Below are 23,449 nucleotides of genomic sequence, written 5' to 3' on the forward strand. Positions count from 1 at the left end.
GGAAACGGCGATCTTAATTGGCGGGCTTGGCCGACATGGCCAGGGTGTATTGGTCGGCGCGGCCTTCGTACGTCAGGCCCTTGCGGAACGCCCAGATGCTGCTTTCGAAATGCAGCGGAATGCTGGGCAGGTCGGCCAGCGCCAGGGTCAGGGACTCCTGCAGCAGCTTCTCACGCACCGCCGGATCGACGGTGGTCAGGGCGCGCTTGAAGACCTTGTCGAAGGCCGGATTGTCATAGCCGCCGTAGTTGCTGGTGCCCAGGCCGTGTTCCTTGTCGAAGGCGCTGACCCAGTACTGCAGGAACGACGAGGCTTCGCCGGTTTCCGACGACCAGCCGCCCATGGCGAAGCTGAACTCGCGCTTGGCGCGCTTGGGAAAGTAGACCGAGCGCGTCATCGCGTCCACGGTCGTCTTGATGCCCACGCGCGACAGATATTGGGCCACGGCCTGCGAGATCTGCGCGTCGTTGATGTAGCGGTCGTTGGTCGACGAGATGGTCAGCTCGAAGCCGTCCGGGTAGCCGGCCTCGGCCAGCAGCTTCTTGGCGGCGGCCGGATCGTACTTCAGTTCTGGCGGCGGCTGCAGCGTGCCGAACATGCCGTCGGGCAGGAACTGGTTGGCCGGGGTGGCGGCGCCGTCCATGATGCGGGCGGTAATGGCCTTGCGGTCGATCGCCATCGAGATGGCGCGGCGCACGCGCACGTCCTGCAGCGGGTTCTTGCCGTCGGCGGCGCGCACCATCGGGCTGGGGCTGCGCGCCACGTCGAACTGGAAGTACACCACCCGCACGGACGGCGTGATGACGTAGCCGAAGCCCGGCGTTTCCGAGATGCGCTTGACGTCGCGCGCGGCGGGATTCTCGATCAGGTCGAAGTCGCCGGCCAGGAGGCCGGTCAGGCGCGGGCCGGCGGCCGGCACCGGAATCAGGCGCACGTTCGGCCAGGCCGGCTTGTCGCCCCAGTAGGAGTCGTTGCGCGCCAGCTCGATGGCGCTGCCCTTGACGTACGACTTGAGCGTGTACGGGCCGGTGCCGATGGCGGACTTGCCGCTGTTGAAGTCGCTGATGGTGGGCCAGGGGCCGGTCACGCCGCAACCATTCTTGGGATCGAAGCGGATCGGGCCATGCTCGACGATGCCGCTCCACAGCATGGCGTTGCGGGTCAGGTCGTTGGGCAGCAGCGGGTAGGGCAGGTGGGCCTTGATGACCAGCACGTTGCCGTCGCGCACGTCGATGCTGGCCAGCTTCTGCACCACGCTCAGGTACGAGCCGCCGATCGACTGCTCGTTGTGGAACGCGCGGCACAGCGTGAAGATCACGTCCTGGGGCGTGAACGGCTGGCCATTGGAGAACTTCACGCCGTCGCGCAGGGTGAATTCCCAGGTGGTGTCGTCCACCGCCTTCCAGGCGGTCGCCAGCCGCGGCACCAGATTCATCTTGGCGTCCTGGCCGACGAGCGTCTCGAAGATGTGCGAGGTCATCGCATCATTGGGCGTGACCTGGTGGTAGTGCGGGTCCATCGCCGTGGGTTCGGACGACAGGCCGATGCGCAGCGTCTGCGGGGTCGGCTGGGCCTGGGCCATGGCGCCAGCGGCCAGGGCGGCCGCCAGCGTACAGGTCGATAACGCGCTGCGGATGAAAACGTTTGCGGACATGCTGCTTCCCTTGGCTTTTTTTTATATGAGGCGGCGCGCCATCAAGGGCGCGCCGCGCGATGCATCAGACGATCGGTTGCGCCAGCCGCACCACCGTCACCCCGGCCCGCAGGTTGGCGGTCGACGGCATGATCAGGACGCAGTTGTCGTACGGCGTGGTCACGGCCTCGCCCTCGGACCAGCCGATGACGGTGCCGGCACGCGCCAGCGTCTCCAGGCCCTTCCAGGGCTCGGCGAAACGGAAGTCGGCGCTCTTGGCGGCGATCGCGTGGGTCACGCGCAGCGCGCGCTGCGCGCTGGCCTGGGGGGCGAACCAGGCGGCGGGCAGGTCGGCCTCGTCCACGGTGCCGGCCGCCACCAGGAAGCGCGCCATCTGATCGACCGCCACGCCGCGCGCCTCGGGCGCGCCATGGAAGCCGCATTCGATCAGCAGCGAGCGGGTGCCGTTGTCGCCGGCCTCGCCGAAACGGCCGTAGTCGCGCATGCGCACGCCGGCGGCATGGCCGGCGTCGGCGATGATCGTGGCGGGGTTGCCCAGCGACAGGGCCAGGTCGATGTTGCGCTGTTCCATGCCGGTCAGTTGCAGCGGCACGTCGGAATTGCTCATCGAGTGGAAGTCCAGCAGCCAGTCGGCCTGCGCCACCCACGGACGCAGGGCGGCAGCGCGGCGGCGTTCCTGGCTGATGGGCTGGGCCAGCTTGTCGTCGCTCCAGACGCGGTTCATGTCTTCATCGACGAAGCGCGCCGGCGCGTAGTTGGCGGGGTCGAAGCGGTCGAACGCGGCCAGGTTGCAGAACGCCAGCGTCAGCGAACCACGGCGCGGCCGCAGGCCGGCCGCCAGCGCGTCCTTCAGGGCCCAGGCGCCGCACAGCTCGTTGCCGTGGACCAGGGCGCTGAGCATCACGCGCTTGCCCGGCACGCCGGAGTCGAAATGCCAGACGCCGGGGGTATCCGTGTTGCCCACGCGCTCGGCCGCCAGATCCGGACAGGCGAGCAAAAAGGGGCGCGGACGGGACGCGGTAGGGGACGAGGACATGGGAACTCCGATCAAGCGAGGGGGATTGTATAAGGGATGGCGCCCGAAGGCGGTCAGGTGGCGGTCAGGCGCTCGCGTTGCGCGGCCACGGCCGCGCCCTGTTCGCCCAGGTCCCAGAACAGGCCGGCCATCACCGCCGCGCCTTCGCGCGCCACGGAGGCGAGCAGGTGTTCGTCGGGGCCATGCTGGCAACAGGCGGGATAGGAATGCGGTACCCAGATGGTGGGCAGCCCCAACACTTCCGAGAAAGCGTCGTTGGGCACGGTGCCGCCCAGGTTCGGCAGCAGCGCGGGCGTCTTGCCGGTGGTGGCGGCCAGCGAGGCCACGGCCCAGCGCGCCCATGGATCGTGCGGGTCCAGCCGGGTGGCCGGCGTGCCGCGCCGCACGCGGACCTGGACCTGCCGCAGGCCCCGCGCGTCCAGGTGCCGGCGCAGGATGCCCTCGGCCTGGCGCCAGTCGGTGCCGACCACGAAGCGCAGGTTGCAGGTGGCGCTGGCGCGAGGCGGAATCGCGCCCACCGGGTTGTCGGGGTTGCCGGTCTTGTAAGCCAGCACTTCCAGCGTGTTCCAGCCGAACAGGCGCTCGGCCAGCGACAGGCCGGGCTCGCCCCAGTCCAGGTCGATCTCGGGCGCGTCGTCGTCCTGGCCGACCTGGATGTCCGCCAGCGCCTGGCGCACGGCGGGCGGAATCGCCGGCGGACGCAGGCCGTCGACCAGCAATCGGCCGCGCGCATCCACCAGGCTGGCCAGCGCGTGCGCCAGGATGAGGCCGGGATTGGGCAGCACGCCGCCCCAGTTGCCGGAGTGGTGGGCGTGGCCGCGCAGGTCCACCGTCAGGTCGAACAGCAGCGTGCCGCGCGACCCCAGGAACAGTGTCGGCAGGTCGGCCGCCAGCCGCGGCCCGTCGGAGGCGATGAAGACGTCCGCCGCCAGCGACTCGCGCCACGCGGCGCAGGCCTGGTGCAGGCCGGGCGAGCCGACTTCCTCGCCGCATTCCACCAGCATGCGCAGATTGAAGCCCAGGCGCCCGCCGCGTTCGGCCCGCACCTGTTCCAGCGCGGTCATGTTGATGCAGTACTGTCCCTTGTTGTCGGCGGCGCCGCGGCCATACCAGCGGTCGCCCTCGGCGGTCAGGCGCCACGGCGCCAGGCCGGCGCGCCATTGCTCGTCATAGCCGCGCACCACGTCGCCGTGGGCGTACATCAGCACGGTGGGCAGGGCCGGGTCCTCGATGCGCTCGGCCAGCAGGAACGGCGGACCGCCGGCGACGGGGTTGTCCTCGACGCGCCAGGAACAGCCCAGCGCTTCCAGGCGCGGCGCGACCGCCGTGCGCAGGTAGTCGTGGAGCGCGGCGCGCTGGTCCGGGTTCTGGCTTTCGGTGCGGTGCGCGACCAGCTCCGCCAGGTCGCGCTGCAAGGCGCCGCTATCGGCATACGCGACCGCGCGGCCGATGGCGGCGGCGCGGCTGGCGCTCGTGACTGCTGCTGGCACGGACTTCCCCTTGTCTGGCAGGGCGCGTCATTGCGCACCCTGCTGAATCGTTGCGCAAATTCTAGGATCAGGGAAGCTTTCTCTACAATTAGAATATTTATCGGAAGCTTTGCAAAAAAGGCAAAGCTATTTTCATCGGCGTCAGGCCCCAGCGAGGGGGAAACATGCACGGCATCGCCCTGCGTTACTTTGTCGAGGTCGCCCAGGCGGGCAGCCTGAGCGGGGCGTCCGAACGCCTGCACGTGGCGGTGTCGGCCATCAGCCGGCAGATCGCCAAGCTGGAGGAAGAGGCGGGCGCGCCGCTGTTCGAGCGCGCCGCGCGCGGCATGGTGCTGAGCGAGGCCGGCCGGCTGCTGCTGGCCCACGCGCGCCGCACATTGCTGGAATCGGACTCGGTGCTGCAGGAGATTGCCGCGCTCAAGGGCATGGCGCGCAACGAGATCCGCATGGCGGCGGTCGAGGGCGTGGCGCGCATCTTCCTGCCGTCGGCCATGGCGCGCTTTCGCCGCGACTGGCCCGAGGCGCGCTTCGACCTGCACGTGGGCACGCCGGCCGATGTCGCGCGCCGCGTCGCCGAAGGCAGCGTCGAACTGGGCATGACCTTCAACGTCGAACGGCTCAGCGGCGTCAGCGTGCGCTATTCGCGGCGCGCGCCGGTGCACGCCGTCATGGCCGCGGGCCACCCGCTGGCCGGCCGCAAGAGCGTCAGCTTGCAGGACCTGGGCCGCTACCCGCTGGCGCTGACGGGCCCCGGCACCACCACCCGCCATCTGTTCGAGATGGGCTGCCTGCTGGAATCGGTGCAGCTCGAACCGACCTTTACCTGCAATGATTCCTCGCCGCTGCATGGCTTCGTGTTCGGTTCCGACGCCATCATGCTCAGCGGCTACATCTCGGTGGCCTGGAGCCTCAAGCGCGACGAGCTGGTGGCGGTGCCGATCTCCAACGCGCAGTTGCAGTCGCGCACCTTGCAGCTGCACGTCATGCAGGGGCGCCAGCTGCCGCCCAAGACGGAAGCCTTCATCGACCTGTTGTCGCGCGAGCTGGACGTGCTGCTGGCGCAAGGGCCGGGCGCCTGAGACCGCCACGGCCGTCCGGTGGGGACGCGACGCGCATCCAAAGAAAAACGGCTGCCCGAAGGCAGCCGTTTTCATGTCGCGCGCGCCGGATTACTTGGCGTCGGGCTTGACCGAGGTGGCCAGCGTGAACTGGTCGCGGCGGCCTTCATAGGAGATGCCCTTGCGGAAGGCCCAGATGCTGCTTTCGAAGTGCAGCGGGATCAGCGGCACGTTGTCCAGCGCGATCTGGGTGGCTTCCTGCAGCAGCTTCTCGCGCTTGGGCGCGTCGACCGTGACGATGGCCTGCTTGTAGACCTTGTCGAAGTCGGCGTTGGTGAAACCGCCGTAGTTGCTGGTGCCCAGGCTGTTGGGCGAGTCGAGCGAGGCGACCCACAGTTGGAACAGCGCCGAGGCTTCGCCTGTTTCCGCCGGCCAGCCGCCCATCGAGAAGCTGAACTCGCGCTTGGCGCGCTTGGGGAAGTAGATCGAGGCGGTCATGGCGTCGACGTTGGTCTTGATGCCGACGCGGGCCAGGTACTGGGCCACGGCCTGCGCCACCTGGCCGTCATTGACGTAGCGGTCGTTGGTCGACGACAGCGTCAGCTCGAAGCCGTTGGGGTAGCCGGCTTCGGCCAGCAGCTTCTTGGCGCCTTCCGGGTCGTACTTGATTTCCGGGGCCTTGGGCAGCGCGCCGAACATGCCGTCGGGCATGTACTGGTAGGCCGGGGTGGCCATGCCGTCCATGATGCGGGCGGTGATGGTCTTGCGATCGATGGCCATCGAAATCGCCTTGCGCACGCGCAGGTCCTGCAGCGGGTTCTTGCCGTCGGCGCTCTTGACGAACGGGCTCGGGTTGCGCGCCACGTCGGGCTGGAAGAACACCAGACGGGTCGAGGGCGTGGCCACGAAACCGAACTTGGGGTTGTCCTTCAGGCGCTGCAGGTCGCGCGCGGCGGGGTTCTCGATCATGTCGAAGTCGCCCGACAGCAGGCCGGTCAGGCGCGGGCCGGCGGCCGGCACCGGCACGAACTTCACTTCCTTCCAGTAGGGCTTCGGGCCCCAGTAGTTCTCGTTGCGCACCAGCTCGATGCCGGTGCCCTTGACGTACGACTTCAGGGTGTACGGGCCGGTGCCGATGGCGTCCTTGCCGTTGTTGAAGTCGGCCACCGTCGGCCAGGCGCCGGTTACGCCGCAACCCTTCTTCGGGTCGAACGTCAGCTTGCCGTGCTCGACGATGCCGTTCCAGATGATCGGCAGCGAGCGCGCCATTTCGGCGGGCATCAGCGGGAAGGGGGCGCCGGTCTTGATGATGACGGTGTGGGCGTCCGGCGTCTGCACGTCGGTGATCAGCTTGGTCGTGTCCATGTAGGACTGCGACACGTTGGTCTCGTTGTTCAGCGTGCGGCAGATCGTGAACAGCACGTCTTCGGACGTGAACGGCTTGCCGTTGGAGAACTTGACGTCGTCGCGCAGCTTGAATTCCCAGGTCAGGTCGTCCAGGTTCTTCCAGGACGTGGCCAGCGCGGGCACCAGCTTCATGTCGGCACTGCGGCCCACCAGCGAACTGTAGACGTGCGCGGAGAACGCGTCGTTCTGCGTCATCTTGTGGTAGTGGGGGTCGGCCGAGGTGGGTTCGGCGGACAGGCCGATCTTCAGCGTCTGGGCCTGGGCAGCGGCCAAGGGAATGGCGGCGGCCACGAGGGCCAGGGTGGTGCGCAACTTCATGGTGACAACTCCGGATGGGAAACGAACCGGATCGTGCTGGCGGGGGGAAACAGCGGGCGGGGCCACCGGGGGAACGCAACGTCGGCCGGGGGGCTTGCGGTGTTTTTGGCGCCAGGCACGACGGCAAGGGGCCGATTATCGGTAGGGGCTTCGCGCGCTGTCAATGCGCGCCGGGCCGGCGTCAGGGTAAACGCCGAGAGGGGGAATAGCGGGCGAAGCCGCGCGAAAAATGCCGATCGCCCCAGTTCGAGGCGGTCCCGCTTCGGGACGGCTTCGCACTGGGGCGATCGGGAATGGCATCGTGGAGGGCGTCGCGGGGGCCCCGCAAGGGGGGCCGGCGCGGCGCGATGGCGCCCGGTAATGAAGACCCGGGCGCCGGGTCCGATGCAACGGGCGCCGCGTGGGCGGCGGGCGTCGCACCGGCAGCGCGCCAGGCTGAATCGCGGGAGATCGGTCGCGACTCAGGCCGGCACGGCTGGTTTTACCACTGCGAACCGGAGAAGCGCGAGCTGGCGGCGCGGGCCTTGTTCATCGACTCGTTGACTTCGTCGATGAAGGCGAACACGCCAGCGACAGCGGCGGCGATCGCCTTGCCAGCCTTCTTCAGGTTGGTCAGCGGGTGGGAATTCGGTTGGTTCTCGAGGGCGCCGCGGAGCAGGTCGCGCTCCAGCGCGTCGGTCAGGCGGGCAGTGTGGTTCAGGGTCAGTTCGCTCATGGTTTTCTCCAGTCCGTTTCGTCTTGGGGTAAACCATTATAGGGATAACCCTAAATCAAAAGCAACGCGTTTTTAGGGGAAAACCCTAGTATGTTGTAAAAATGTTTTTTCCCCCAGGGACTTAGCCTGTCGGTCCACCGTTGCGCAGGCCTCGGGCGGCATCCGCCAGCTCGCCCGCGGTCAGCCCGATCGGCCCGATGCCCCGGGCCACCAGGGCGTCGGCGGCCGCGCCATGCAGCCAGACCGCGCCGGCCACGGCCTGCTCGAGGGGCAGGCGCTGGGCCAATAACGAGCCCAGCATGCCGGCCAATACGTCCCCGGTTCCGGCCGTGGCCAGCCCCGGGTTGCCGCTGGTGTTGCGGCGCCAGGTGCCGTCGGGGCCGCAGACCAGCGTGCCGGCCCCCTTCAGGACCACCCAGGCGCCGAAGCGCCGCGCCAGCGCCTGGGCGGCGGCCGGGCGGTCGGCCTGGATGCGGGAGGTGTCCAGGCCGAGCAGTCGGCCCGCCTCGGCCGGATGCGGGGTCAGCACCACCGGTCCGTGGCCCCAGTGGGGCCGGATGCCGCCGTTGGCCAGCAGGTTCAGGCCGTCGGCATCCAGCACCAGCGGCGCGCCATGGCGCAGCACGAACAGCTCGGACAGGGCGTTGGCCGCGCTCGGGCCGGCGCCGATGCCGCACCCGGCGACCCAGGCGGTCACGCCCCAGTCCGTGTCGAGCAGCGAGCGCGCGTCGCGCAGCATCAGTTCCGGTTGCAGCGGGTCGCAGGGCAGCGGCGCCGCGTCCTGGGCGAAGCCCACCAGCACCTTGCCGGCGCCGGTCTTGAGCGCGGCGCGCGCGGCCAGCAGCGCCGCGCCTTCCATGCCGCGCCCGCCGCCCACGACGCCAACGGTGCCGAAACTGCCTTTGTGCGTGTCTGGGCCGCGCGCGGCGAACAGGGCGGGCAGATCGTCGCGGCGGATCTCGCCGACAAAGAAGGAATCGGGGGTGTTCATGGGCTGAGGCTCCGGGATCGTCGGCGCAGGGGCTATCCACTATAGTGCCCCAAAACGCGCGGCCTTCCGCCCGCGCCACCGGAGACGACGATGACCGATATCACGCTGGAACACTATTCCGCCTACGAGTCCCTCAAGCTGCGCCGCCATCCCAATGGCGTGCTGGAGCTGATCATGGGGTCCAAGGACGGCAAGCCGGGCAAGCTGTCCACCGCCGACGACCGCATGCACCGCGAGCTGGCCGACATCTGGCGCGATATCGACACCGACCCCGATACCCGCGTGGTGGTGATCCGCGGCGAGGGCAAGGGTTTCTCGGGCGGCGGCGACCTGGACTTGGTGCAGCAGATGGCGGACGACTTCGACGTGCGCACCCGCGTCTGGCGCGAGGCGCGCGACCTGGTCTACAACATCATCAATTGCAGCAAGCCGATCGTCTCGGCGATGCACGGCGCCGCCGTGGGCGCGGGGCTGGTGGCCGGCCTGCTGGCCGACATCTCGATCGCCGCGCGCGACGCCCGCATCATCGACGGCCACACCCGCCTGGGCGTCACCGCCGGCGACCATGCCGCCATCGTCTGGCCGCTGCTGTGCGGCATGGCGCGCGCCAAGTACTACCTGATGCTGTGCGAAACCGTGAGCGGCGAAGAGGCCGAGCGCATCGGTTTGGTGTCGCTGTGCGTGGACGAGGCCGAGTTGATCGGCCGCGCCTTCGAGGTCGCCAACCGCCTGGCGGCCGGCTCGCAGACCGCGATCCGCTGGACCAAGTATTCGCTGAACAACTGGCTGCGCATGGCCGGCCCGACCTTCGATACGTCGCTGGCGCTGGAATTCATGGGGTTCGGCGGCCCGGACGTGCGCGAAGGCGTGCAGTCGCTGCGCGAGCGGCGGGCGCCGAACTTCCGGCCTGACTCGCCGTTCTGACAAGGGCGGTTGCCGGCCGCGTCCGGCCCCGCGCCGGGCGGGATCTGGCCAAGCGAGCCGGCCCAGGCGTCGCATACGGCGGCGCGGGCGCGCAAGGCGCCCGGCCGTGCCGGATTCACTTCTTGAAGAACGCCGCGAAGGCGGCCTGGGCCTCTTCCGTCTGCAGGCGGGCGCGGAACTGCTGCGCCTCGTAATCGAGGGTGTCCTGGATCGCCTGCCGGTCCGGGCGCTTGAGCATGGCCTTGGTCAGCCGCAGCGCTGTCGGCGGTTGTTTCGCCAGGCTGGCGGCGGTGGCCTGCGCGGCCGCCAGGGCGCCGCCCTTGGCGGTGACCGCGGTGGCCAGGCCGGCCTCGCACGCTTCCCGCGCCGAGAACGCCTTGCCCTGCAACAGCCATTCGGCGGCCCGGCGGGCGCCGGCCAGGCGCGGCATCAGCAGGCTGGACGCGCCCTCCGGGCACAGGCCCAGCGCCACGAACGGCATGCGCAGCGTGGCGCCCTCGCCGATGTAGACGAAGTCGCAATGCTGCAGCAGCGTCACGCCGATGCCGATGGCGTAGCCCTCGACGGCGGCGATGACCGGCACGTCGGCCTGCGTCAAAGCGCGCAGGAAGGTCAGCCCGGCGCTGTCGCCGGCGCCGCGCTCGGCCTGGAAGTCACGCAGGTCGTTGCCGGCGGTGAAGTGTTCGCCGGCCCCGGCCAGGATCACCGCCGACCCGCCGATGTCGGCGCTGGCCAGCGCGAGCTGTTCGGTCAGCGCGGCGTAGGTGGCCGTGTCGAGCGCATTGCGGCGATCCTGGCGGTCGATCACCAGCGTCAGCACCGCGCCGTCGCGCGTGACCCGCAGTCCGGCGCTCATGCGAAGGTCCTGGCGGCCAGTTGCGTCTTGGCCTCGGCGTACTCGCGGCGTAGTGTCTCGACGATCTGGCGGGTCGGTTGCACGCTGCCGATGTTGCCCACGCCCTGGCCCGCGCCCCAGATGTCCTTCCACGGCTTGACGCGGCTGGAGCCGAAATTGGAGGCGCCGCTGTCCGGCTGCGGCAGGTTGGCCGGATCGAGGCCGGCGGCGCTGATGCTGGCCTTCAGGTAGTTGCCGGGGATGCCGGTGAAGAACGGGGTGTAGAGGATGTCGGCCGCGCTGGCCTCGACGATGGCGGACTTGTAGCCCTCGCTGGCGTTGGCTTCCTCGCTGGCGATGAAGCGCGTGCCCATGTAGGCGAAGTCCACGCCCATGGCGAGCGCTGCCAGCACCTGGGCGCCGGAGGTGATGGCGCCCGACAGGATCAGCGGGCCGTCATAGAAGCGGCGCACTTCGGACACCAGCGCGAACGGGCTGAGCGTGCCGGCATGGCCGCCCGCGCCCGCGCACACCAGGATCAGCCCGTCTACGCCCGCTTCCAGCGCCTTTTCGGCGTGGCGGATGGTGGTGACGTCGTGGAACACCTTGCCACCCCAGTCGTGGATGCCTTTGACCAGGTCGCCGGGCGCGCGCAGGCTGGTGATGATCAGCGGCACGCGGTGGCTGGCGCACACCGCCAGGTCCTGTTCGAGCCGGTCGTTGGACTGGTGGATGATCTGGTTGACGGCGTAGGGCGCGACCGCGGCGCCCGGATTGGCCTCGCGGTACGAGGCCAGCCCTGCCTGGATCTCGTCCAGCCAGTCGGTCAGCAGGCTCTGCGGACGCGCGTTCAGCGCCGGAAACGAACCGACGATGCCGCTCGTGCATTGGGCGACGACCAGCTTCGGGTTGGACACGATGAACATGGGGGCGCTGATGACCGGCAGGGACATCTGGCCATACAGATCTGTCACGAGGGAGTGGGGCATAACGGCGTCACGTGTGGTTTCGGGTTGAGCGCCCAAGCCGCGCTTGCGTGGCGGAAAGGGATGTGCCTACAATTACCTACCGACCGTCCGGTAATTAATTAATCTTTATTTAACGGCAAGCGCCGAACCGCTGTCAATGGAACGGAACCGCCCGCGGTCCGGCATTGCCTGCCTCGACGCCGCCTCACCAGGTTCCCTCATGGCGACTTCCGCAGCCCCCGCCACCAAACGCGCCCGCGCCGGCCGCCCGCCAACGCTGGCGGCGCCGCGCGAACGCATCCTGGCCGAAGCCGCCAAGCTGTTCGCGCGCAGCGGCTACGACGGCAGTTCGGTGTCGGACCTGGCCGCCGCCATTGGCGTGTCCAAGGCCGCCATCTATCACTACTTCACCACCAAGCAGGACATCTACGACGCCATCATCCTGGCGGTGCTCAATGGCCTGAACCAGAGCGTCGGCCAGGACGTGGCGCGCGCCGAGGGCGGCGCCGCCCGCCTGCGCGCCTTCATGGTCGGCCACGCCCGCTACTTCGAGCAGCACCACGCCGAGTTCGTCACCATGCTGATCGGCTATTCCGGCATGGCGCTGCCCGAGCGCGAGGACGCCGCCCGGCTGCGCGACGGCTACGAGAAGCGCCTGCGCGACCTGATCGCGCAGGGCGTGGCCGAAGGCGCGTTCCGGCCGCTGGACGTGCCCGCCACTGGCCGCGCCGTGCTGTCGATGCTGAACTGGATGGTGCGCTGGTACAAGCCAGGCCAGGGCGACAGCGCCGAGACCATCGCCGCCGGCTATTTCGATTTACTGGTTGGCGGCATGCGCCCCTGAGCGCCGCCGCCCCGCACTCCCGAGAGACTCAGATCATGGCCCTGGATACCGAAACCCTGACCCTGTTGCTGGACGCCGTGCGCCGCTTCGTGCACGAACGCCTGATTCCCGCCGAGGATGAACTGGCCGCCAGCGGCCAGGTGCCGCCGGACATCGTCGCCGAAATGCGCGAGCTGGGCCTGTTCGGCCTGTCGATCTCGCCCGACCACGGCGGCCTGGGCCTGACGATGGAAGAAGAAGTGAAGGTGGTGTTCGAACTGGGCCAGACCTCGCCCGCGTTCCGTTCGCTGGCCGGCACCAACATCGGCATCGGCTCGCAGGCCATCGTGCTGGCAGGCACCGACGAACAGCGCGCCCGCTATCTGCCGCGCCTGGCCAGTGGCGAACTGATCGGTTCGTTCGCGCTGACCGAACCCGACGCCGGCTCCGACGCCATGGCGCTGCGGCTGTCGGCCGAACGCGACGGCGACCACTACGTGCTCAACGGCACCAAGCGCTACATCACCAACGCGCCCATCGCCGGCCTGTTCTCGGTGATGGCGCGCACCGCGCCCGAACGCCGCGCCAATTCCATTTCGTGCTTCCTGGTCGAAGCCGGCACGCCCGGCCTCATCATCGGCAAGCCCGACAAGAAAATGGGCCAGGCCGGCGCGCTCACCAGCGACGTGGTGTTCGACAACTGCCGCGTCCCCGCCTCGGCCCTGCTGGGCGGCGAGGAAGGCAATGGTTTCCGCACCTCGATGCGCGTGCTCGACAAGGGCCGCCTGCACATCTCGGCCCTGTGCGTCGGCATCGCCGACCGCCTGCTGCGCGACGCTGTCAAATACGCCACCGAACGCAAGCAGTTCGGCCAGCCCATCGCCGAGTTCCAGTTGATCCAGGCCATGATCGCCGACAGCCAGGCCGAACTCTACGCCGCCCGCTGCATGGTCCTGGACGCCGCCCGCCTGCGCGACCGTGGCGAGAACACCACCATGCAGGCCGCCTGCTGCAAACTCTACGCCACCGAAATGGTCGGCCGCGTCGCCGACCGCGCCGTCCAGATCCACGGCGGCGCCGGCTACATGTCCGAATACGCCGTCGAACGCTTCTACCGCGACGTGCGCCTCTTCCGCATCTTCGAAGGCACCTCGCAAATCCAGCAACTGGTCATCGCCCGCGAGGTCATCAAGGCCAACAGTTAAGCAGGGAGAAGGCGTGGCGTGCATCCACCGGCCACGCCCGATGGTCGTCACCAGAATGCCAAGCACACCGTCCGTCCCAGCGCCCGTCATGAGCCCTAAATGCAGCCCTTTGCGGTGTGGCGTGGGGAATGGGGGGCGTGTAGATGCGCCCGACGGAATCCGAAGGAGTCGCCGCAGGCGAGGACGAGGATGAGTAAGGGGCAGTCCGGAGCGAACGCTCCGGACCGCAATCGTAGCCCCCCATTCCCCACGCCACACCGCAAAGGGCGTCTAAAGAACCCACCCGCGTCCCCCCAAAACGACCACCCCAACACACCCAAGCCCCCACCGGCTAATATCCCCACTGACCTAATACTCTTTGGCGAAAAGATAAAAGATGTCGCAACGTCCCGCTCCCCTGACAGGCATCCGCGTCCTGGACCTGACCCGCGTCCTCGCCGGCCCCTGGTGCACCCAGAACCTGGCCGACCTCGGCGCCGAGGTCATCAAGATCGAGCGCCCCGGCGCCGGTGACGACACCCGCGCCTGGGGCCCCCCGTACCTGAAGGACGCGGCCGGCAACGACACCACCGAAGCCGCCTACTACCTCTCGGCCAACCGCAACAAGTTCTCCGTCGCCCTCGACATCGCCTCGCCGCGCGGCGCCGAACTGGTGCGCGAACTGGCCCTGCAGAGCGACATCCTGGTCGAGAACTTCAAGGTCGGCGGCCTGGCCAAGTACGGCCTGGACTACGCCAGCCTCAAGGAAGCGAACCCGCGCCTGATCTACTGCTCCATCACCGGCTTCGGCCAGACCGGCCCGTACGCCAGCCGCCCGGGCTATGACTTCATGATCCAGGGCATGGGCGGCCTGATGAGCATCACCGGCGAGCGCGACGACCTGCCCGGCGGCGGCCCGCAGAAAGCGGGCGTGGCCGTGGCCGACCTGATGACCGGCATGTACTCCACCGTCGGCATCCTGGCCGCGCTGCACGAGCGCTCGGTCAGCGGCCTGGGCCAGCACATCGACATGGCGCTGCTGGACTGCCAGGTCGCCATGCTGGCGAACCAGAACCTGAACTTCATGACCTCCGGCAACGCGCCGCGCCGCGCCGGCAACGCGCACCAGAACCTGGTGCCGTACCAGGTCTTCGCCGCCAGCGACGGCCACCTGATCGTCGCGGTCGGCAACGACAGCCAGTTCCGCAACTACTGCGGCGCCATCGGCCTGCCCGAGCTGTCGGCCGATCCGCGTTTTGCCACCAACCCGCAGCGCGTCAAGAACCGCGAGGCGCTGGTGCCGCTGCTGGCCGAACGCATGGCCACCGGCGCGCGCGATCACTGGCTCGCCTCGCTCGAGGCCGTGGGCGTGCCGGCCGGCCCGATCAATACGCTCGACCAGGTCTACGAAGACCCGCAGGTGCTGGCGCGCGGCATGAAGCGCGAATTGCCGCATCCGACCGCGGGCACCGTGCCCATGGCCGCCAGTCCGCTGAAGTTCTCGGGCAGCCCGGTCGAATACCGCCGAGCGCCGCCCATGCTGGGCGAACACACCGCGCAGGTGCTGGCCGAAAAGCTCGGGCTGTCGGCCGCGGAAATCCAGGCGCTGGCGCAAAGCCCGTCCTGATCCGCGCGCGCCATCCCGTCGCCGCGCTGGGCGCGGCGCACACACCATTCCAATGACAGGCAGGAGAAGTTGATGACGGAGATTCAAACCATCGGCGTCGTGGGCGCCGGGGCCATGGGGCGGGGCATCGCCCAGATCGCGGCGCAGGCCGGCCTGCGCGTGCGCCTGTACGACACCAGCGCCGACGCCGTGGCCGCCGCGCGCGAGTCGCTGCGCCAGACCTGGGACAAGCTGGCCGAGAAGGGCAAGCTGACCGCCGCCGACGCGCAGGCCGCGCTGGCGCGCGTCGAGCCCGCCACGGCGCTGACCGACATGTCGCAATGCCAGTTGGTGGTCGAAGCCATTGTCGAGCGCCTGGACGTCAAGCGCGACCTGTTCGCCGCCCTGGAGGGCGTGGTGGCCGACGACTGCATCCTGGCCTCGAACACCTCGTCGCTGTCGATCACCGCCATCGCCGCGGCCTGCAAGCTGCCGCAGCGCGTCGCGGGCTATCACTTCTTCAACCCGGTGGCGCTGATGAAGGTGGTCGAGGTCATCGACGGCCTGCGCAGCGCGCCCGAGACCGGCGACGCGCTGGCCGAACTGGCGCGCCGCATGGGCCACACGCCGGTGCGCGCCAAGGACATGCCCGGCTTCATCGTCAACCACGCCGGTCGCGGCATGAACACCGAAGGCCTGCGCGTGGCGCAGGAATCGGTGGCGAGCTTCGCGCAGGTGGATGCCATCATGCGCGAGCAGGCCGGTTTCCGCATGGGCCCGTTCGAGCTGCTGGACCTGACCGCGCTGGACGTCTCGCATCCGGTGATGGAATCCATCTACCGCCAGTTCTTCGACGAACCGCGCTTCCGTCCGTCGCCCATCACCACCGTGCGCCTGGCCGGCGGCCTGATCGGCCGCAAGGCCGGCGAGGGCTTCTACAAGTATGTGGATGGACAGAAGCAGGTGCCGGCCGAGCCGCCCGTGCCAGCGCTGCCGCAGGGCCTGAAGGTCTGGGTCAGTCCGCGCCATCCGGAAGGCTACGCACGCGCCACCGCGCTGCTGGAAAAGCTGGGCGCGCCGCTGGTGTCCGGCTCCACGCCGGCGGCCGATGCGCTCATCATCGTCACCCCATTCGGTGAAGATGTATCCACCACGGTGTCGGCGCAAGGGCTGGATCCTGCGCGCTGCGTCGGCCTCGATACGCTGCACGCGTTCGACAAGGCCAAGCGCCGCACCCTGATGGTGTCGCCGGGAACCGACGCCAAATGGCGCGATGCCGCGCACGCGGTGCTGGCCGGCGACGGCGTGCCGGTGTCGGTGGTCGAGGATTCTCCGGGCTTCGTCGCGCAGCGCATCGTGGCCATGATCGTCAACATCGCCGCCGATATCGCGCAACAGCAGATCGCCACCCCCGAGGACATCGACCGCGCCGTGACGCTGGGGCTGGGTTATCCGGTGGGGCCGCTGGCCCTGGGCGACGCGCTGGGCGCGGAGCGCATCCTGGAGATCCTGAAGAACATCCAGCGCGTTACCGGCGATCCGCGCTATCGTCCCAGCCTGTGGCTGCAACGCCGCGTGCAGTTGGGCATGTCGCTGCTCAAGACCTCGGCCGCCGACTGACGGCGCGACCCGAAACAAAAAGCCCCTCGAATGCATCGAGGGGCTTTTTTTCGACTGGCGCGGCGTCGCGTCCGGGTTATGTGCGGCTTACTTGGCCGCGTCCACCATGTATTGCACGGCCGCGCGGATGTCGTCTTCCGAGGCGTTGGCCGCGCCGCCCTTGGGCGGCATCGGCGGCTTGCCCTGCATCGCGACCTTGACCATGGCGTCCATGCCGGTCTTGATGTACGGCTCCCAGGCGGCCTTGTCGCCGAACTTGGGAGCGTTGGCCACGCCGGTGGCGTGGCAGGCGAAACAGACGCTCTTGTAGAGCTTCTCGCCAGCGGGGTTGACCGCGGCAGCCTGTTGCGGCGCGGGCGCGGCGGCGGGGGCGGGAGCCGGCGCAGCGGCAGCGGGCGCGGCAGCAGCAGGAGCCGCGGCAGCCGGTGCGGCGGCGGGAGCGGCAGCCGCGGGCGCGGCCGGCGCGGCGTCGGCTTCCTTCTTGGCGCCTTCTTCAGCGGGGGCGGCCGGCTCCGGCAGCGAGCCGCCGGATTTGTTGGCCATGTACACCACGGCGCGCGCAACCTCGAAATCGGACAGAGTCGGGTTGCCGCCCTTGGCGGGCATGCCGCCCTTGCCATGCAGGGCGACGTTCATCATCGCGTCGAAGCCGGACTTGATGAAGGGGGCCCAAGCGGCGTTGTCACCGACCTTGGGCGCGCCCGCCACGCCGGCGGTATGACAGGCCGTACAGACGGCCTGGAAGACCTGTTCGCCAGTCTTGAAGACCTTGGGCGCGTTGGCGTCGACCAGTTCGAATCCCGCGACGGGGGCGATGCGTTTCGTGACGGCTTCCGTGGACAGGGTATCGGAGCCGGCGCCGACCTTGGCGCCCGAGGCGACCATGTTCACCAGTAGGATGATGATGGCGATAGGCACCACGAAGGCCAGTATGACCGTGACGATCAGTTGCTTCGGGGTCTTGATGGGGGAGGAGTGCTCTTCTATGTGTTCCTGCTCGTTGCTCATGACCAAATCCTGCTAACGGGTACCGGGGCGCCTGGCGGCGGCAACAGAAAATCAGTACTGCACAAAGGGCGGCAAAAAGCAGACCGCCTTGCAAGCAAACGCTGGATTATATAACGGTGTCAGGGACGCGCGTCCAACGGACGGACGGGGTTTTCACGCAGTTTGCCCGGCGAATCGATCCACTTCATGCAGATTGCGCAAAACTAGGTACAATACCGCCTCCTTGCGCTGCGCCCGTAGTTCAATGGATAGAATGAGAGTTTCCGAAGCTCTTGATACAGGTTCGATTCCTGTCGGGCGCGCCATCAGCAACGTTGCGGCGCTTTGCGCCCACGCCCATGCCGCATCGGCGGGCCGCCAGAAAATGCCAGCGCCATCATGCTGACTGGCCGGCGCCGATCTCCCCTCTTTCCTCGTATCCACACCATCGCCTGGCCGCGTCCCGCTTTCCTGCCATGCGGGTGTCTCGTTGCCCGGTCTTTCCCGATTGACGCGGCGCCAGCGCGTTCCTTATCCTGCCCGCACCACCGGCTCCGCCGCATTGTCCGCGGTCGCCTGCTTCATCCACACGAGGCGAAACGTCGCAAGCATGGATTCCAGAGCAGAGAGCATCCGCAGCGCGGCATTGGATGCCGTGATCGAAGACATTTACGCAGCGGGACTGGGCGGGCACGGCTGGGACGTGCCGTTGCAGCGGATCCGGCAACTGGTGGGCCGGCGTATGGTGGTACTGATGGCGCTGGATTCCTCCTCGTTGCGGCCTTCGGTCAACGTCGCGGCCGGAGACGATGAGGCCTGGACGGCCACCTTCCAGCAAGCCTATGACGCTGCATTCTTCAAGGACGACCCGGTCGTGCCGGTGGCGTCCACCTGGCAGGCCGGACGCTGGTTCGAGGACACGCGGGCCTTTTCACAACGTGAGCGCCTGTCCCATCCTTATTACCAGGATTTCCTGCGGCCGCACGGCCTGGGCAGCCTGTCGGGGTTATTCCTGCACCGGGGCGCGTTCGATAGCGCCTATCTGAGCCTGAGCGGCGCCGCGGATTCGCGCGGCTTGTCCGACGGCCAGCGCGACGCCGTCAATATCCTCTATCCGCACGTCAGCCGGGCCCTGCGCTTGCAGGCGCGTGTCGGGGTTCTGGAAACCCGGCTCGCCATCGCCGAATCCATGCTCGACGGGATCGATACGCCGCTTTTCATCTTGGACGAACAACGTCGGCTGATCCGCGCGAATCGGGCAGCCGAGGCGCTGATGGCGAGCGAACCCGCGGTGCGTTTCGTTGACGGCCGCTTCGTGAGCGCGCATGGCGCCAGCGAGGCCGAGTGGCGAGCCGCCTGCGCGGCCGGCGGCATCCAGTTGCGCAAGCGCTCCGGTGCGCCGTTGCCGCTGGCGTTGACGCCGGTTCCCGAGCGGTCGCGCCTTGCACGGGCGGCGCAAGGCCGCCTGACGCTGATGAGCGGCGTGGCCTTGGCCGCGCCAAAGGCCAAGACGGAGCGCCTGCGCTTGTTCCATGGATTGACCCGGGCCGAGGCCGAACTGGCGATGCTGCTTTGCTGCGATGGCTTGTCGCCGCGGGAGTGTGCCGAGGTGCGCGGCGTATCGCTGGGAACCGTGCGATTCCAACTGAAAGCCATCTATGCCAAAACGGGAATCAGGCGGGCCGCGCAGTTGAGCGCGTTGGTGTTGCAGGCGTAGGGATGGCAGCCCCGCCGTATCCCCAATCCTGGAGATGCGGGGGCGGCCGGATTGGGAATATCGTCCCAATCCGCTTACTGCGCTTGGAGGGCTTTATGCGCGCGCTTTCCTTCCGTATTGTGGTTCGTCCGCTTTTCTTCCTGTTCGGAATGCTGGCCGCGCACGCCGCCGTGGCCGCGTCCGCCTATTGCGAGGCAGGGATCCTGTTGTCACGCGTTGGCGAGGGCATCGGCGCCGACCAGTTCTATCGAACGGAGATATTCCAGGTTGAAAGGGCCGATGAGGCAACATGGAAAGCGCTCAGGGTCCAATGGATCGATTATCTCAAGGGGATAGGCAAGTACCGCGAGGATAACGGCGAACGCTACGGCAGCCCCCATTTCTATCACTGCGCCATCGCGGGCCTGGGCGAGGACAAGGACGACAATGCACTGCGCACGGAATATGAGTATCGCCTTGGCAATCTGAGGAAAAACGGTTTTCCGCCGCAGATCGTCCAGTGGGCGCCGAAGTCGCCGCGGGCAGCGTCCGGCAATCCGCCGCCGGCCTCCCCTGCAAAACCCGTCTGCGAGGCGGAGATACGGCAAATCTATGGACCGAATAATGCCGCGGGCGCTGCGAGCGCGACAAATCGGCACAACAAGCAATTGAATGGCGCGACGCTGGCGGAGGCGCAGGAGGCGCTGCGCAAGTATGAGGCGCTGCAGGCTGGCCGGCAGGGAGCGGAGGCGCCCATGGTGGGCTGTCTGAAAACGGCCTGGGCGCAGAAGGTGGCGCAGTTGAGCAGGTCGTCGGCGCGCCAGGCCGACAGCAGGACCCCAACGCAGGGCGCGGACGCAAGCGCGGCCAAGTCAGGTCAAGGCACCCAGGCGCTCGCATACGGTCCCAATCGCAGTGATTGCCTGAAGCGCGGGCAGACATCCGATGGTTACATCACCTACACCAATATCTGCAAGGTGCCCGTGGCGGTCGGCTATTGCAACGTCTATGCCGCCAATGGGCAGCGCGATGGCACGGTCTGCCAATCGCGCGGCAGCGAGTTCTCGCGCACGAAGCGCACATACGTCACGCAAGGCCTGGGCCTTGAGCCGGGCGCCACGCATCGGCTGGCGTACCGCTACGCGACGCAGTCCACGTTCATCGTGGCCTGCATCGATGGGCAGCCGTTGATCGAATCGTTCGATTCGAGCCAGATCTCCGCGGGTAGCAAGGCGCAGACCGCCTGCTGGCGCTTTGCATCCCGCGGCAGGTAATTGCTGTCTTGCCGCAAGGATGTGAGGGGCGGGGACGCTCGACGCAGATAACGTCGCGTGTAGTCGTTGCACGACAGATCGGTACTGGCGTTGGTTTCCAACGCATCAAGGATAACGACGGCTACAAGGACGACGGCTACAAGGAATCGAAGGTTGGCATGTCCAACGGCCAGTCGCTCAACAACTCCAACGTCGTGGCCAAGGACTTCAAGTGCTTTGCGGTCGAGGGTCAGTCGTCCAGCGACGGCACCGTGCCGATCTGCGCCAGGATGCGCGGCGATTCCATGTCGCCGGTTTCCTTGTCGATCATGACCTCGTAGGCGGCGACGCCGGCGAACTTGCCGGCCATGGAGTTGGCGATGCGGATGGCGCCGAACTCGCTGCTGGCGGGGCGGATTTCCCCGGGGGCGACACCATTGGCGGCGGCGCGGTAAGGGACGACGATGTATTGGACGACGTGGGTCTGGGCGATTTGAGCGGCTTCGGACACAGGAGTCTCCTGGACGACGTTGTGCGGGCGAGCGAAATGTAGCATGTTGAACTGTGTTTTTGTACAGTGTTTTTCGTCGCTCCACAAATATTTTCGGGACGGGGCAGCCGCCCCAGGAAAACCCCTAGCGCGCAACGATTGCCCAAATGCCGGCTCGCCTCTAATATTTTCGAAAATCTTTTGATTTTTATAAAAAAGAGGCAAGGGATGGAAGCGAACAGGTACGACGCCTATCGGGAAGACACCGCCGGTCGCGCCAACGTGGCGGATTCACCGGAGCGCATCGCCTATTACCAGGATCTGGCCCGGCTCGAGACGGGCGCGCTCTGGACGGTGGCCAACAAGATCGAGCCCTGGGCGCCGCGTTCGGCGTCGGTGCCGGTGGTCTGGCGCTACCAGGACCTGCGCGGCCACGTGCTGCGCTCGGCCGAACTGGTGTCGCCCGAGGAAGCGGGCCGCCGCGTGATCTACCTGAACAACCCGGGCCGGCGCGACGTCGCCGCCGCGGTCGGCTGGCTGTATTCGGGCCTGCAGGTGATGCGGCCGGGCGAGCTGGCGTCGGCGCACAAGCATTCGCATTCGGCGCTGCGCTTCATCATGGAAGGCAAGGGCGCGTTCACGGTCGTGGACGGCCACAAGATGACGCTGGGCGCGAACGACTTCGTGCTCACGCCCAACGGCACCTGGCACGAGCACGGCGTGGCCGAGGACGGCACCACCTGCATCTGGCAGGACGGCCTGGACATTCCGCTGGTCAACGCGTTCGAGGCCGGCTTCTACGCGGTGCATCCCGACCTGAACCAGACCGTGACGCACCCGGTGGACGACACCAGCGCGCTGTGGGGCAGCGCGGCGCTGCGGCCGCAGACGACGGGCTGGACCAAGCCGTATTCGCCGCTGTTCAAGTACGAATGGGAACCCACCTACGAGGCGCTGCGCCGCCACGCGCGGGTGTCGGCGGGCAGTCCCTATGACGGCATCCTGATGGAGTACGTCAACCCGGCCACCGGCGGCCCGGTCATGCCGACCATCGGCGCCAGCATGCAGTTGCTGCGCCCGGGCGAGCACACCAAGGCCCACCGCCACACCGGCAGCTTTCTCTACCAGGTGGCCAAGGGCAGCGGCTTTTCGGTCATCGACGGCAAGCGCTACGACTGGACCGAGCGCGACATCTTCTGTGTGCCCTCGTGGGCCGTGCACGAGCACGCCAACTTGTCGTCCAGCGACGACGCCTGCCTGTTCTGCTTCAACGACCTGCCGGTGATGCGATCGCTGGCGCTCTACCGCGAGGAAGCGGTCAAGGACAACGACGGTCACCAGAAACTGATCTAGCGGCTGGCGCCAACCCCCACTGAATTTTCATCCGCCGCCCGGCGCAGGCCGGGCGCCTGTCTCAACTCGTCTTGAATTTCCTGGAGTTCCTATGCGCTTGGTAACTTTTCGCGCCCATCCCACCGCCGCCGCCCGCCTGGGCGCGCTGGCCGAAGGCTATGTGATCGACCTGGCCCTGCTGGGGCAGGCCGGCGGCGTGGCGCTGCCGGACGACATGCTGGCCTTCATCGACCTGGGCCCGGTGGCCGTGGCGCAGGCCTCGAAGCTGACGGAGTCGTACCGCGGCGCCTGGCCCGTGGGCACCGCGCTGCCGCAGGAGAACGTCAAGCTGCTGGCGCCGATTCCGCGTCCGCGCAAGAACATCTTCGGCATCGGCCTGAACTATGTCGAGCACGTGGCCGAGTCGAGCCGCACGCTCGATACCTCGGCCGACCTGCCCAAGCAGCCGGTGATCTTCTCCAAGCCGCCCACCACCGTGATCGGCCCGGGCGACGCCATCGAGCACAACGCCAAGATCACGCAGCAACTGGACTGGGAAGTCGAGCTGGCGGTAATCATGGGCCGCCGCGCCACGCGCGTGGCCGAGGCCGACGCGCTGTCGTACGTGTTCGGCTACAGCGTGATGCTGGACATGAGCGCGCGCGACTGCCGCCGCGCCGGCCAGTGGATCTATTCCAAGGGCCAGGACACCTACGCGCCGTTCGGCCCCTGCATCGTCACGGCCGACGAGATTCCCGATCCGCAGGTGCTGGACCTGTGGCTGACGGTCAACGGCGAGAAGAAGCAGGGCTCGAACACGCGCCACATGCTGTTCAAGGTGCCCTTCCTGATCTCGGACATCAGCGCCGGCATCACGCTGGAGCCGGGCGACATCATTGCCACCGGCACGCCCGAGGGCGTGGGCGCGGGCCGCAAGCCGCAGGAGTGGCTGTGGCCGGGCGACGTGGTGGTGGCGTGCGTGGAAGGCATCGGCACGTTGCGGCATCCGGTGGTGGCGGTCTAGGCGAAATTCCAGCGCCCGCCACGAGACGGCGGGCGCGG

At 68.1% G+C, this 23,449-nt stretch carries 20 protein-coding genes and 1 tRNA gene; 11 read left to right on the plus strand and 10 right to left on the minus strand.

The window, feature by feature from the left end; all coding sequences use genetic code 11:
* Window positions 1-13: 13 nt before the first annotated feature.
* The 3 genes from AAID08_RS02025 to AAID08_RS02035 form a co-directional block, all read right to left on the minus strand.
* Window positions 14-1,654, minus strand: coding sequence for an ABC transporter substrate-binding protein (locus AAID08_RS02025; protein WP_395757309.1), 1,641 nt, complete (start codon window positions 1,652-1,654; stop codon window positions 14-16).
* A 64-nt stretch (window positions 1,655-1,718) separates the two neighbouring features.
* Window positions 1,719-2,690 (minus strand): succinylglutamate desuccinylase/aspartoacylase family protein, encoded by a 972-nt coding sequence (locus AAID08_RS02030; protein WP_049070857.1) that lies wholly within the window; start codon window positions 2,688-2,690, stop codon window positions 1,719-1,721.
* Window positions 2,691-2,743: 53 nt separating this feature from the next.
* Window positions 2,744-4,180, minus strand: coding sequence for a M20 family metallopeptidase (locus tag AAID08_RS02035; RefSeq protein ID WP_395757310.1), 1,437 nt, complete (start codon window positions 4,178-4,180; stop codon window positions 2,744-2,746).
* Window positions 4,181-4,344: 164 nt separating this feature from the next.
* Between AAID08_RS02035 and AAID08_RS02040 the strand changes: the two genes are divergently transcribed.
* Window positions 4,345-5,259: a LysR family transcriptional regulator gene (locus AAID08_RS02040; RefSeq protein WP_049070861.1), complete on the plus strand. Its 915-nt coding sequence runs from the start codon at window positions 4,345-4,347 to the stop codon at window positions 5,257-5,259.
* A gap of 90 nt (window positions 5,260-5,349) precedes the next feature.
* Here AAID08_RS02040 and AAID08_RS02045 read toward each other — a convergent pair whose 3' ends face one another.
* The 3 genes from AAID08_RS02045 to AAID08_RS02055 all read right to left on the minus strand — a co-directional run bounded on the left by AAID08_RS02045 (window position 5,350) and on the right by AAID08_RS02055 (window position 8,669).
* Window positions 5,350-6,963 (minus strand): ABC transporter substrate-binding protein, encoded by a 1,614-nt coding sequence (locus tag AAID08_RS02045; protein WP_054419285.1) that lies wholly within the window; start codon window positions 6,961-6,963, stop codon window positions 5,350-5,352.
* A 481-nt stretch (window positions 6,964-7,444) separates the two neighbouring features.
* Window positions 7,445-7,678, minus strand: coding sequence for a hypothetical protein (locus AAID08_RS02050; protein ID WP_049070864.1), 234 nt, complete (start codon window positions 7,676-7,678; stop codon window positions 7,445-7,447).
* A 121-nt stretch (window positions 7,679-7,799) separates the two neighbouring features.
* Window positions 7,800-8,669: an NAD(P)H-hydrate dehydratase gene (locus AAID08_RS02055; protein WP_395757311.1), complete on the minus strand. Its 870-nt coding sequence runs from the start codon at window positions 8,667-8,669 to the stop codon at window positions 7,800-7,802.
* A gap of 90 nt (window positions 8,670-8,759) precedes the next feature.
* On the opposite strand from AAID08_RS02055, the gene AAID08_RS02060 reads away from it, so the two are divergent.
* Entirely contained in the window at window positions 8,760-9,593 is an 834-nt protein-coding gene (locus AAID08_RS02060; RefSeq protein ID WP_006392559.1) for an enoyl-CoA hydratase/isomerase family protein, read from the plus strand.
* A gap of 115 nt (window positions 9,594-9,708) precedes the next feature.
* Here the strand turns inward: AAID08_RS02060 and AAID08_RS02065 are convergent, their stop codons facing one another.
* Both AAID08_RS02065 and AAID08_RS02070 read right to left on the minus strand, forming a co-directional pair.
* A complete protein-coding gene (locus AAID08_RS02065; protein ID WP_395757312.1) occupies window positions 9,709-10,449 on the minus strand; it encodes an enoyl-CoA hydratase-related protein in 741 nt (246 codons plus the stop codon).
* Window positions 10,446-11,417 (minus strand): nitronate monooxygenase family protein, encoded by a 972-nt coding sequence (locus tag AAID08_RS02070; protein ID WP_054503596.1) that lies wholly within the window; start codon window positions 11,415-11,417, stop codon window positions 10,446-10,448. Before AAID08_RS02070 ends, AAID08_RS02065 begins: the two co-directional genes overlap by 4 nt.
* Before the next feature lie 199 nt (window positions 11,418-11,616).
* Between AAID08_RS02070 and AAID08_RS02075 the strand changes: the two genes are divergently transcribed.
* The 4 genes from AAID08_RS02075 to AAID08_RS02090 all read left to right on the plus strand — a co-directional run bounded on the left by AAID08_RS02075 (window position 11,617) and on the right by AAID08_RS02090 (window position 16,629).
* On the plus strand, window positions 11,617-12,240 hold the full coding sequence (locus AAID08_RS02075; protein WP_020925435.1) for a TetR/AcrR family transcriptional regulator: 624 nt from the start codon (window positions 11,617-11,619) through the stop codon (window positions 12,238-12,240).
* 35 nt (window positions 12,241-12,275) lie between these two features.
* A complete protein-coding gene (locus AAID08_RS02080; protein ID WP_006386797.1) occupies window positions 12,276-13,424 on the plus strand; it encodes an acyl-CoA dehydrogenase family protein in 1,149 nt (382 codons plus the stop codon).
* A gap of 376 nt (window positions 13,425-13,800) precedes the next feature.
* Window positions 13,801-15,030 carry a CaiB/BaiF CoA-transferase family protein gene (locus tag AAID08_RS02085; protein ID WP_059269117.1) on the plus strand — a complete coding sequence of 410 codons (1,230 nt, stop codon included), beginning with the start codon at window positions 13,801-13,803 and terminating at the stop codon, window positions 15,028-15,030.
* Window positions 15,031-15,102: 72 nt separating this feature from the next.
* On the plus strand, window positions 15,103-16,629 hold the full coding sequence (locus AAID08_RS02090) for a 3-hydroxyacyl-CoA dehydrogenase (RefSeq protein WP_064524973.1): 1,527 nt from the start codon (window positions 15,103-15,105) through the stop codon (window positions 16,627-16,629).
* A gap of 87 nt (window positions 16,630-16,716) precedes the next feature.
* On the opposite strand, the gene AAID08_RS02095 is transcribed toward AAID08_RS02090, so the two are convergent.
* Window positions 16,717-17,637, minus strand: coding sequence for a cytochrome c5 family protein (locus tag AAID08_RS02095; protein ID WP_049070873.1), 921 nt, complete (start codon window positions 17,635-17,637; stop codon window positions 16,717-16,719).
* A 230-nt stretch (window positions 17,638-17,867) separates the two neighbouring features.
* Between AAID08_RS02095 and AAID08_RS02100 the strand changes: the two genes are divergently transcribed.
* The 3 genes from AAID08_RS02100 (at window position 17,868) to AAID08_RS02110 (ending at window position 20,586) form a co-directional block, all read left to right on the plus strand.
* A tRNA-Arg gene (locus AAID08_RS02100) sits at window positions 17,868-17,942 on the plus strand.
* A 284-nt stretch (window positions 17,943-18,226) separates the two neighbouring features.
* A complete protein-coding gene (locus AAID08_RS02105; RefSeq protein ID WP_395757313.1) occupies window positions 18,227-19,333 on the plus strand; it encodes a helix-turn-helix transcriptional regulator in 1,107 nt (368 codons plus the stop codon).
* A 95-nt stretch (window positions 19,334-19,428) separates the two neighbouring features.
* A complete protein-coding gene (locus AAID08_RS02110; protein WP_395757314.1) occupies window positions 19,429-20,586 on the plus strand; it encodes a hypothetical protein in 1,158 nt (385 codons plus the stop codon).
* 229 nt (window positions 20,587-20,815) lie between these two features.
* Here the strand turns inward: AAID08_RS02110 and AAID08_RS02115 are convergent, their stop codons facing one another.
* Window positions 20,816-21,076 carry a hypothetical protein gene (locus AAID08_RS02115; RefSeq protein ID WP_049070880.1) on the minus strand — a complete coding sequence of 87 codons (261 nt, stop codon included), beginning with the start codon at window positions 21,074-21,076 and terminating at the stop codon, window positions 20,816-20,818.
* 207 nt (window positions 21,077-21,283) lie between these two features.
* Here AAID08_RS02115 and AAID08_RS02120 point away from each other — a divergent pair, with 207 nt between their 5' ends.
* On the plus strand, window positions 21,284-22,408 hold the full coding sequence (locus AAID08_RS02120; RefSeq protein ID WP_175143715.1) for a cupin domain-containing protein: 1,125 nt from the start codon (window positions 21,284-21,286) through the stop codon (window positions 22,406-22,408).
* A gap of 91 nt (window positions 22,409-22,499) precedes the next feature.
* On the plus strand, window positions 22,500-23,411 hold the full coding sequence (locus tag AAID08_RS02125; RefSeq protein ID WP_395757315.1) for a fumarylacetoacetate hydrolase family protein: 912 nt from the start codon (window positions 22,500-22,502) through the stop codon (window positions 23,409-23,411).
* Window positions 23,412-23,449 lie beyond the last annotated feature (38 nt).

The sequence above is a fragment of the Achromobacter sp. EB05 genome, from assembly GCF_044232075.1.
In the GTDB taxonomy this organism is placed as follows: Bacteria; Pseudomonadota; Gammaproteobacteria; order Burkholderiales; family Burkholderiaceae_B; genus Achromobacter; species Achromobacter dolens.

Coding starts and splice junctions, on each gene's coding strand:
- AAID08_RS02105 (WP_395757313.1), top strand. CDS start 18,227: ATGGATTCCAGAGCAGAGAGCATCCGCAGCGCGGCATTGGATGCCGTG.
- AAID08_RS02120 (WP_175143715.1), top strand. CDS start 21,284: ATGGAAGCGAACAGGTACGACGCCTATCGGGAAGACACCGCCGGTCGC.
- AAID08_RS02060 (WP_006392559.1), top strand. CDS start 8,760: ATGACCGATATCACGCTGGAACACTATTCCGCCTACGAGTCCCTCAAG.
- AAID08_RS02050 (WP_049070864.1), bottom strand. CDS start 7,678: ATGAGCGAACTGACCCTGAACCACACTGCCCGCCTGACCGACGCGCTG.
- AAID08_RS02055 (WP_395757311.1), bottom strand. CDS start 8,669: ATGAACACCCCCGATTCCTTCTTTGTCGGCGAGATCCGCCGCGACGAT.
- AAID08_RS02110 (WP_395757314.1), top strand. CDS start 19,429: ATGCGCGCGCTTTCCTTCCGTATTGTGGTTCGTCCGCTTTTCTTCCTG.
- AAID08_RS02090 (WP_064524973.1), top strand. CDS start 15,103: ATGACGGAGATTCAAACCATCGGCGTCGTGGGCGCCGGGGCCATGGGG.
- AAID08_RS02125 (WP_395757315.1), top strand. CDS start 22,500: ATGCGCTTGGTAACTTTTCGCGCCCATCCCACCGCCGCCGCCCGCCTG.
- AAID08_RS02085 (WP_059269117.1), top strand. CDS start 13,801: ATGTCGCAACGTCCCGCTCCCCTGACAGGCATCCGCGTCCTGGACCTG.
- AAID08_RS02030 (WP_049070857.1), bottom strand. CDS start 2,690: ATGTCCTCGTCCCCTACCGCGTCCCGTCCGCGCCCCTTTTTGCTCGCC.
- AAID08_RS02075 (WP_020925435.1), top strand. CDS start 11,617: ATGGCGACTTCCGCAGCCCCCGCCACCAAACGCGCCCGCGCCGGCCGC.
- AAID08_RS02065 (WP_395757312.1), bottom strand. CDS start 10,449: ATGAGCGCCGGACTGCGGGTCACGCGCGACGGCGCGGTGCTGACGCTG.
- AAID08_RS02070 (WP_054503596.1), bottom strand. CDS start 11,417: ATGCCCCACTCCCTCGTGACAGATCTGTATGGCCAGATGTCCCTGCCG.
- AAID08_RS02025 (WP_395757309.1), bottom strand. CDS start 1,654: ATGTCCGCAAACGTTTTCATCCGCAGCGCGTTATCGACCTGTACGCTG.
- AAID08_RS02095 (WP_049070873.1), bottom strand. CDS start 17,637: ATGAGCAACGAGCAGGAACACATAGAAGAGCACTCCTCCCCCATCAAG.
- AAID08_RS02045 (WP_054419285.1), bottom strand. CDS start 6,963: ATGAAGTTGCGCACCACCCTGGCCCTCGTGGCCGCCGCCATTCCCTTG.
- AAID08_RS02040 (WP_049070861.1), top strand. CDS start 4,345: ATGCACGGCATCGCCCTGCGTTACTTTGTCGAGGTCGCCCAGGCGGGC.
- AAID08_RS02080 (WP_006386797.1), top strand. CDS start 12,276: ATGGCCCTGGATACCGAAACCCTGACCCTGTTGCTGGACGCCGTGCGC.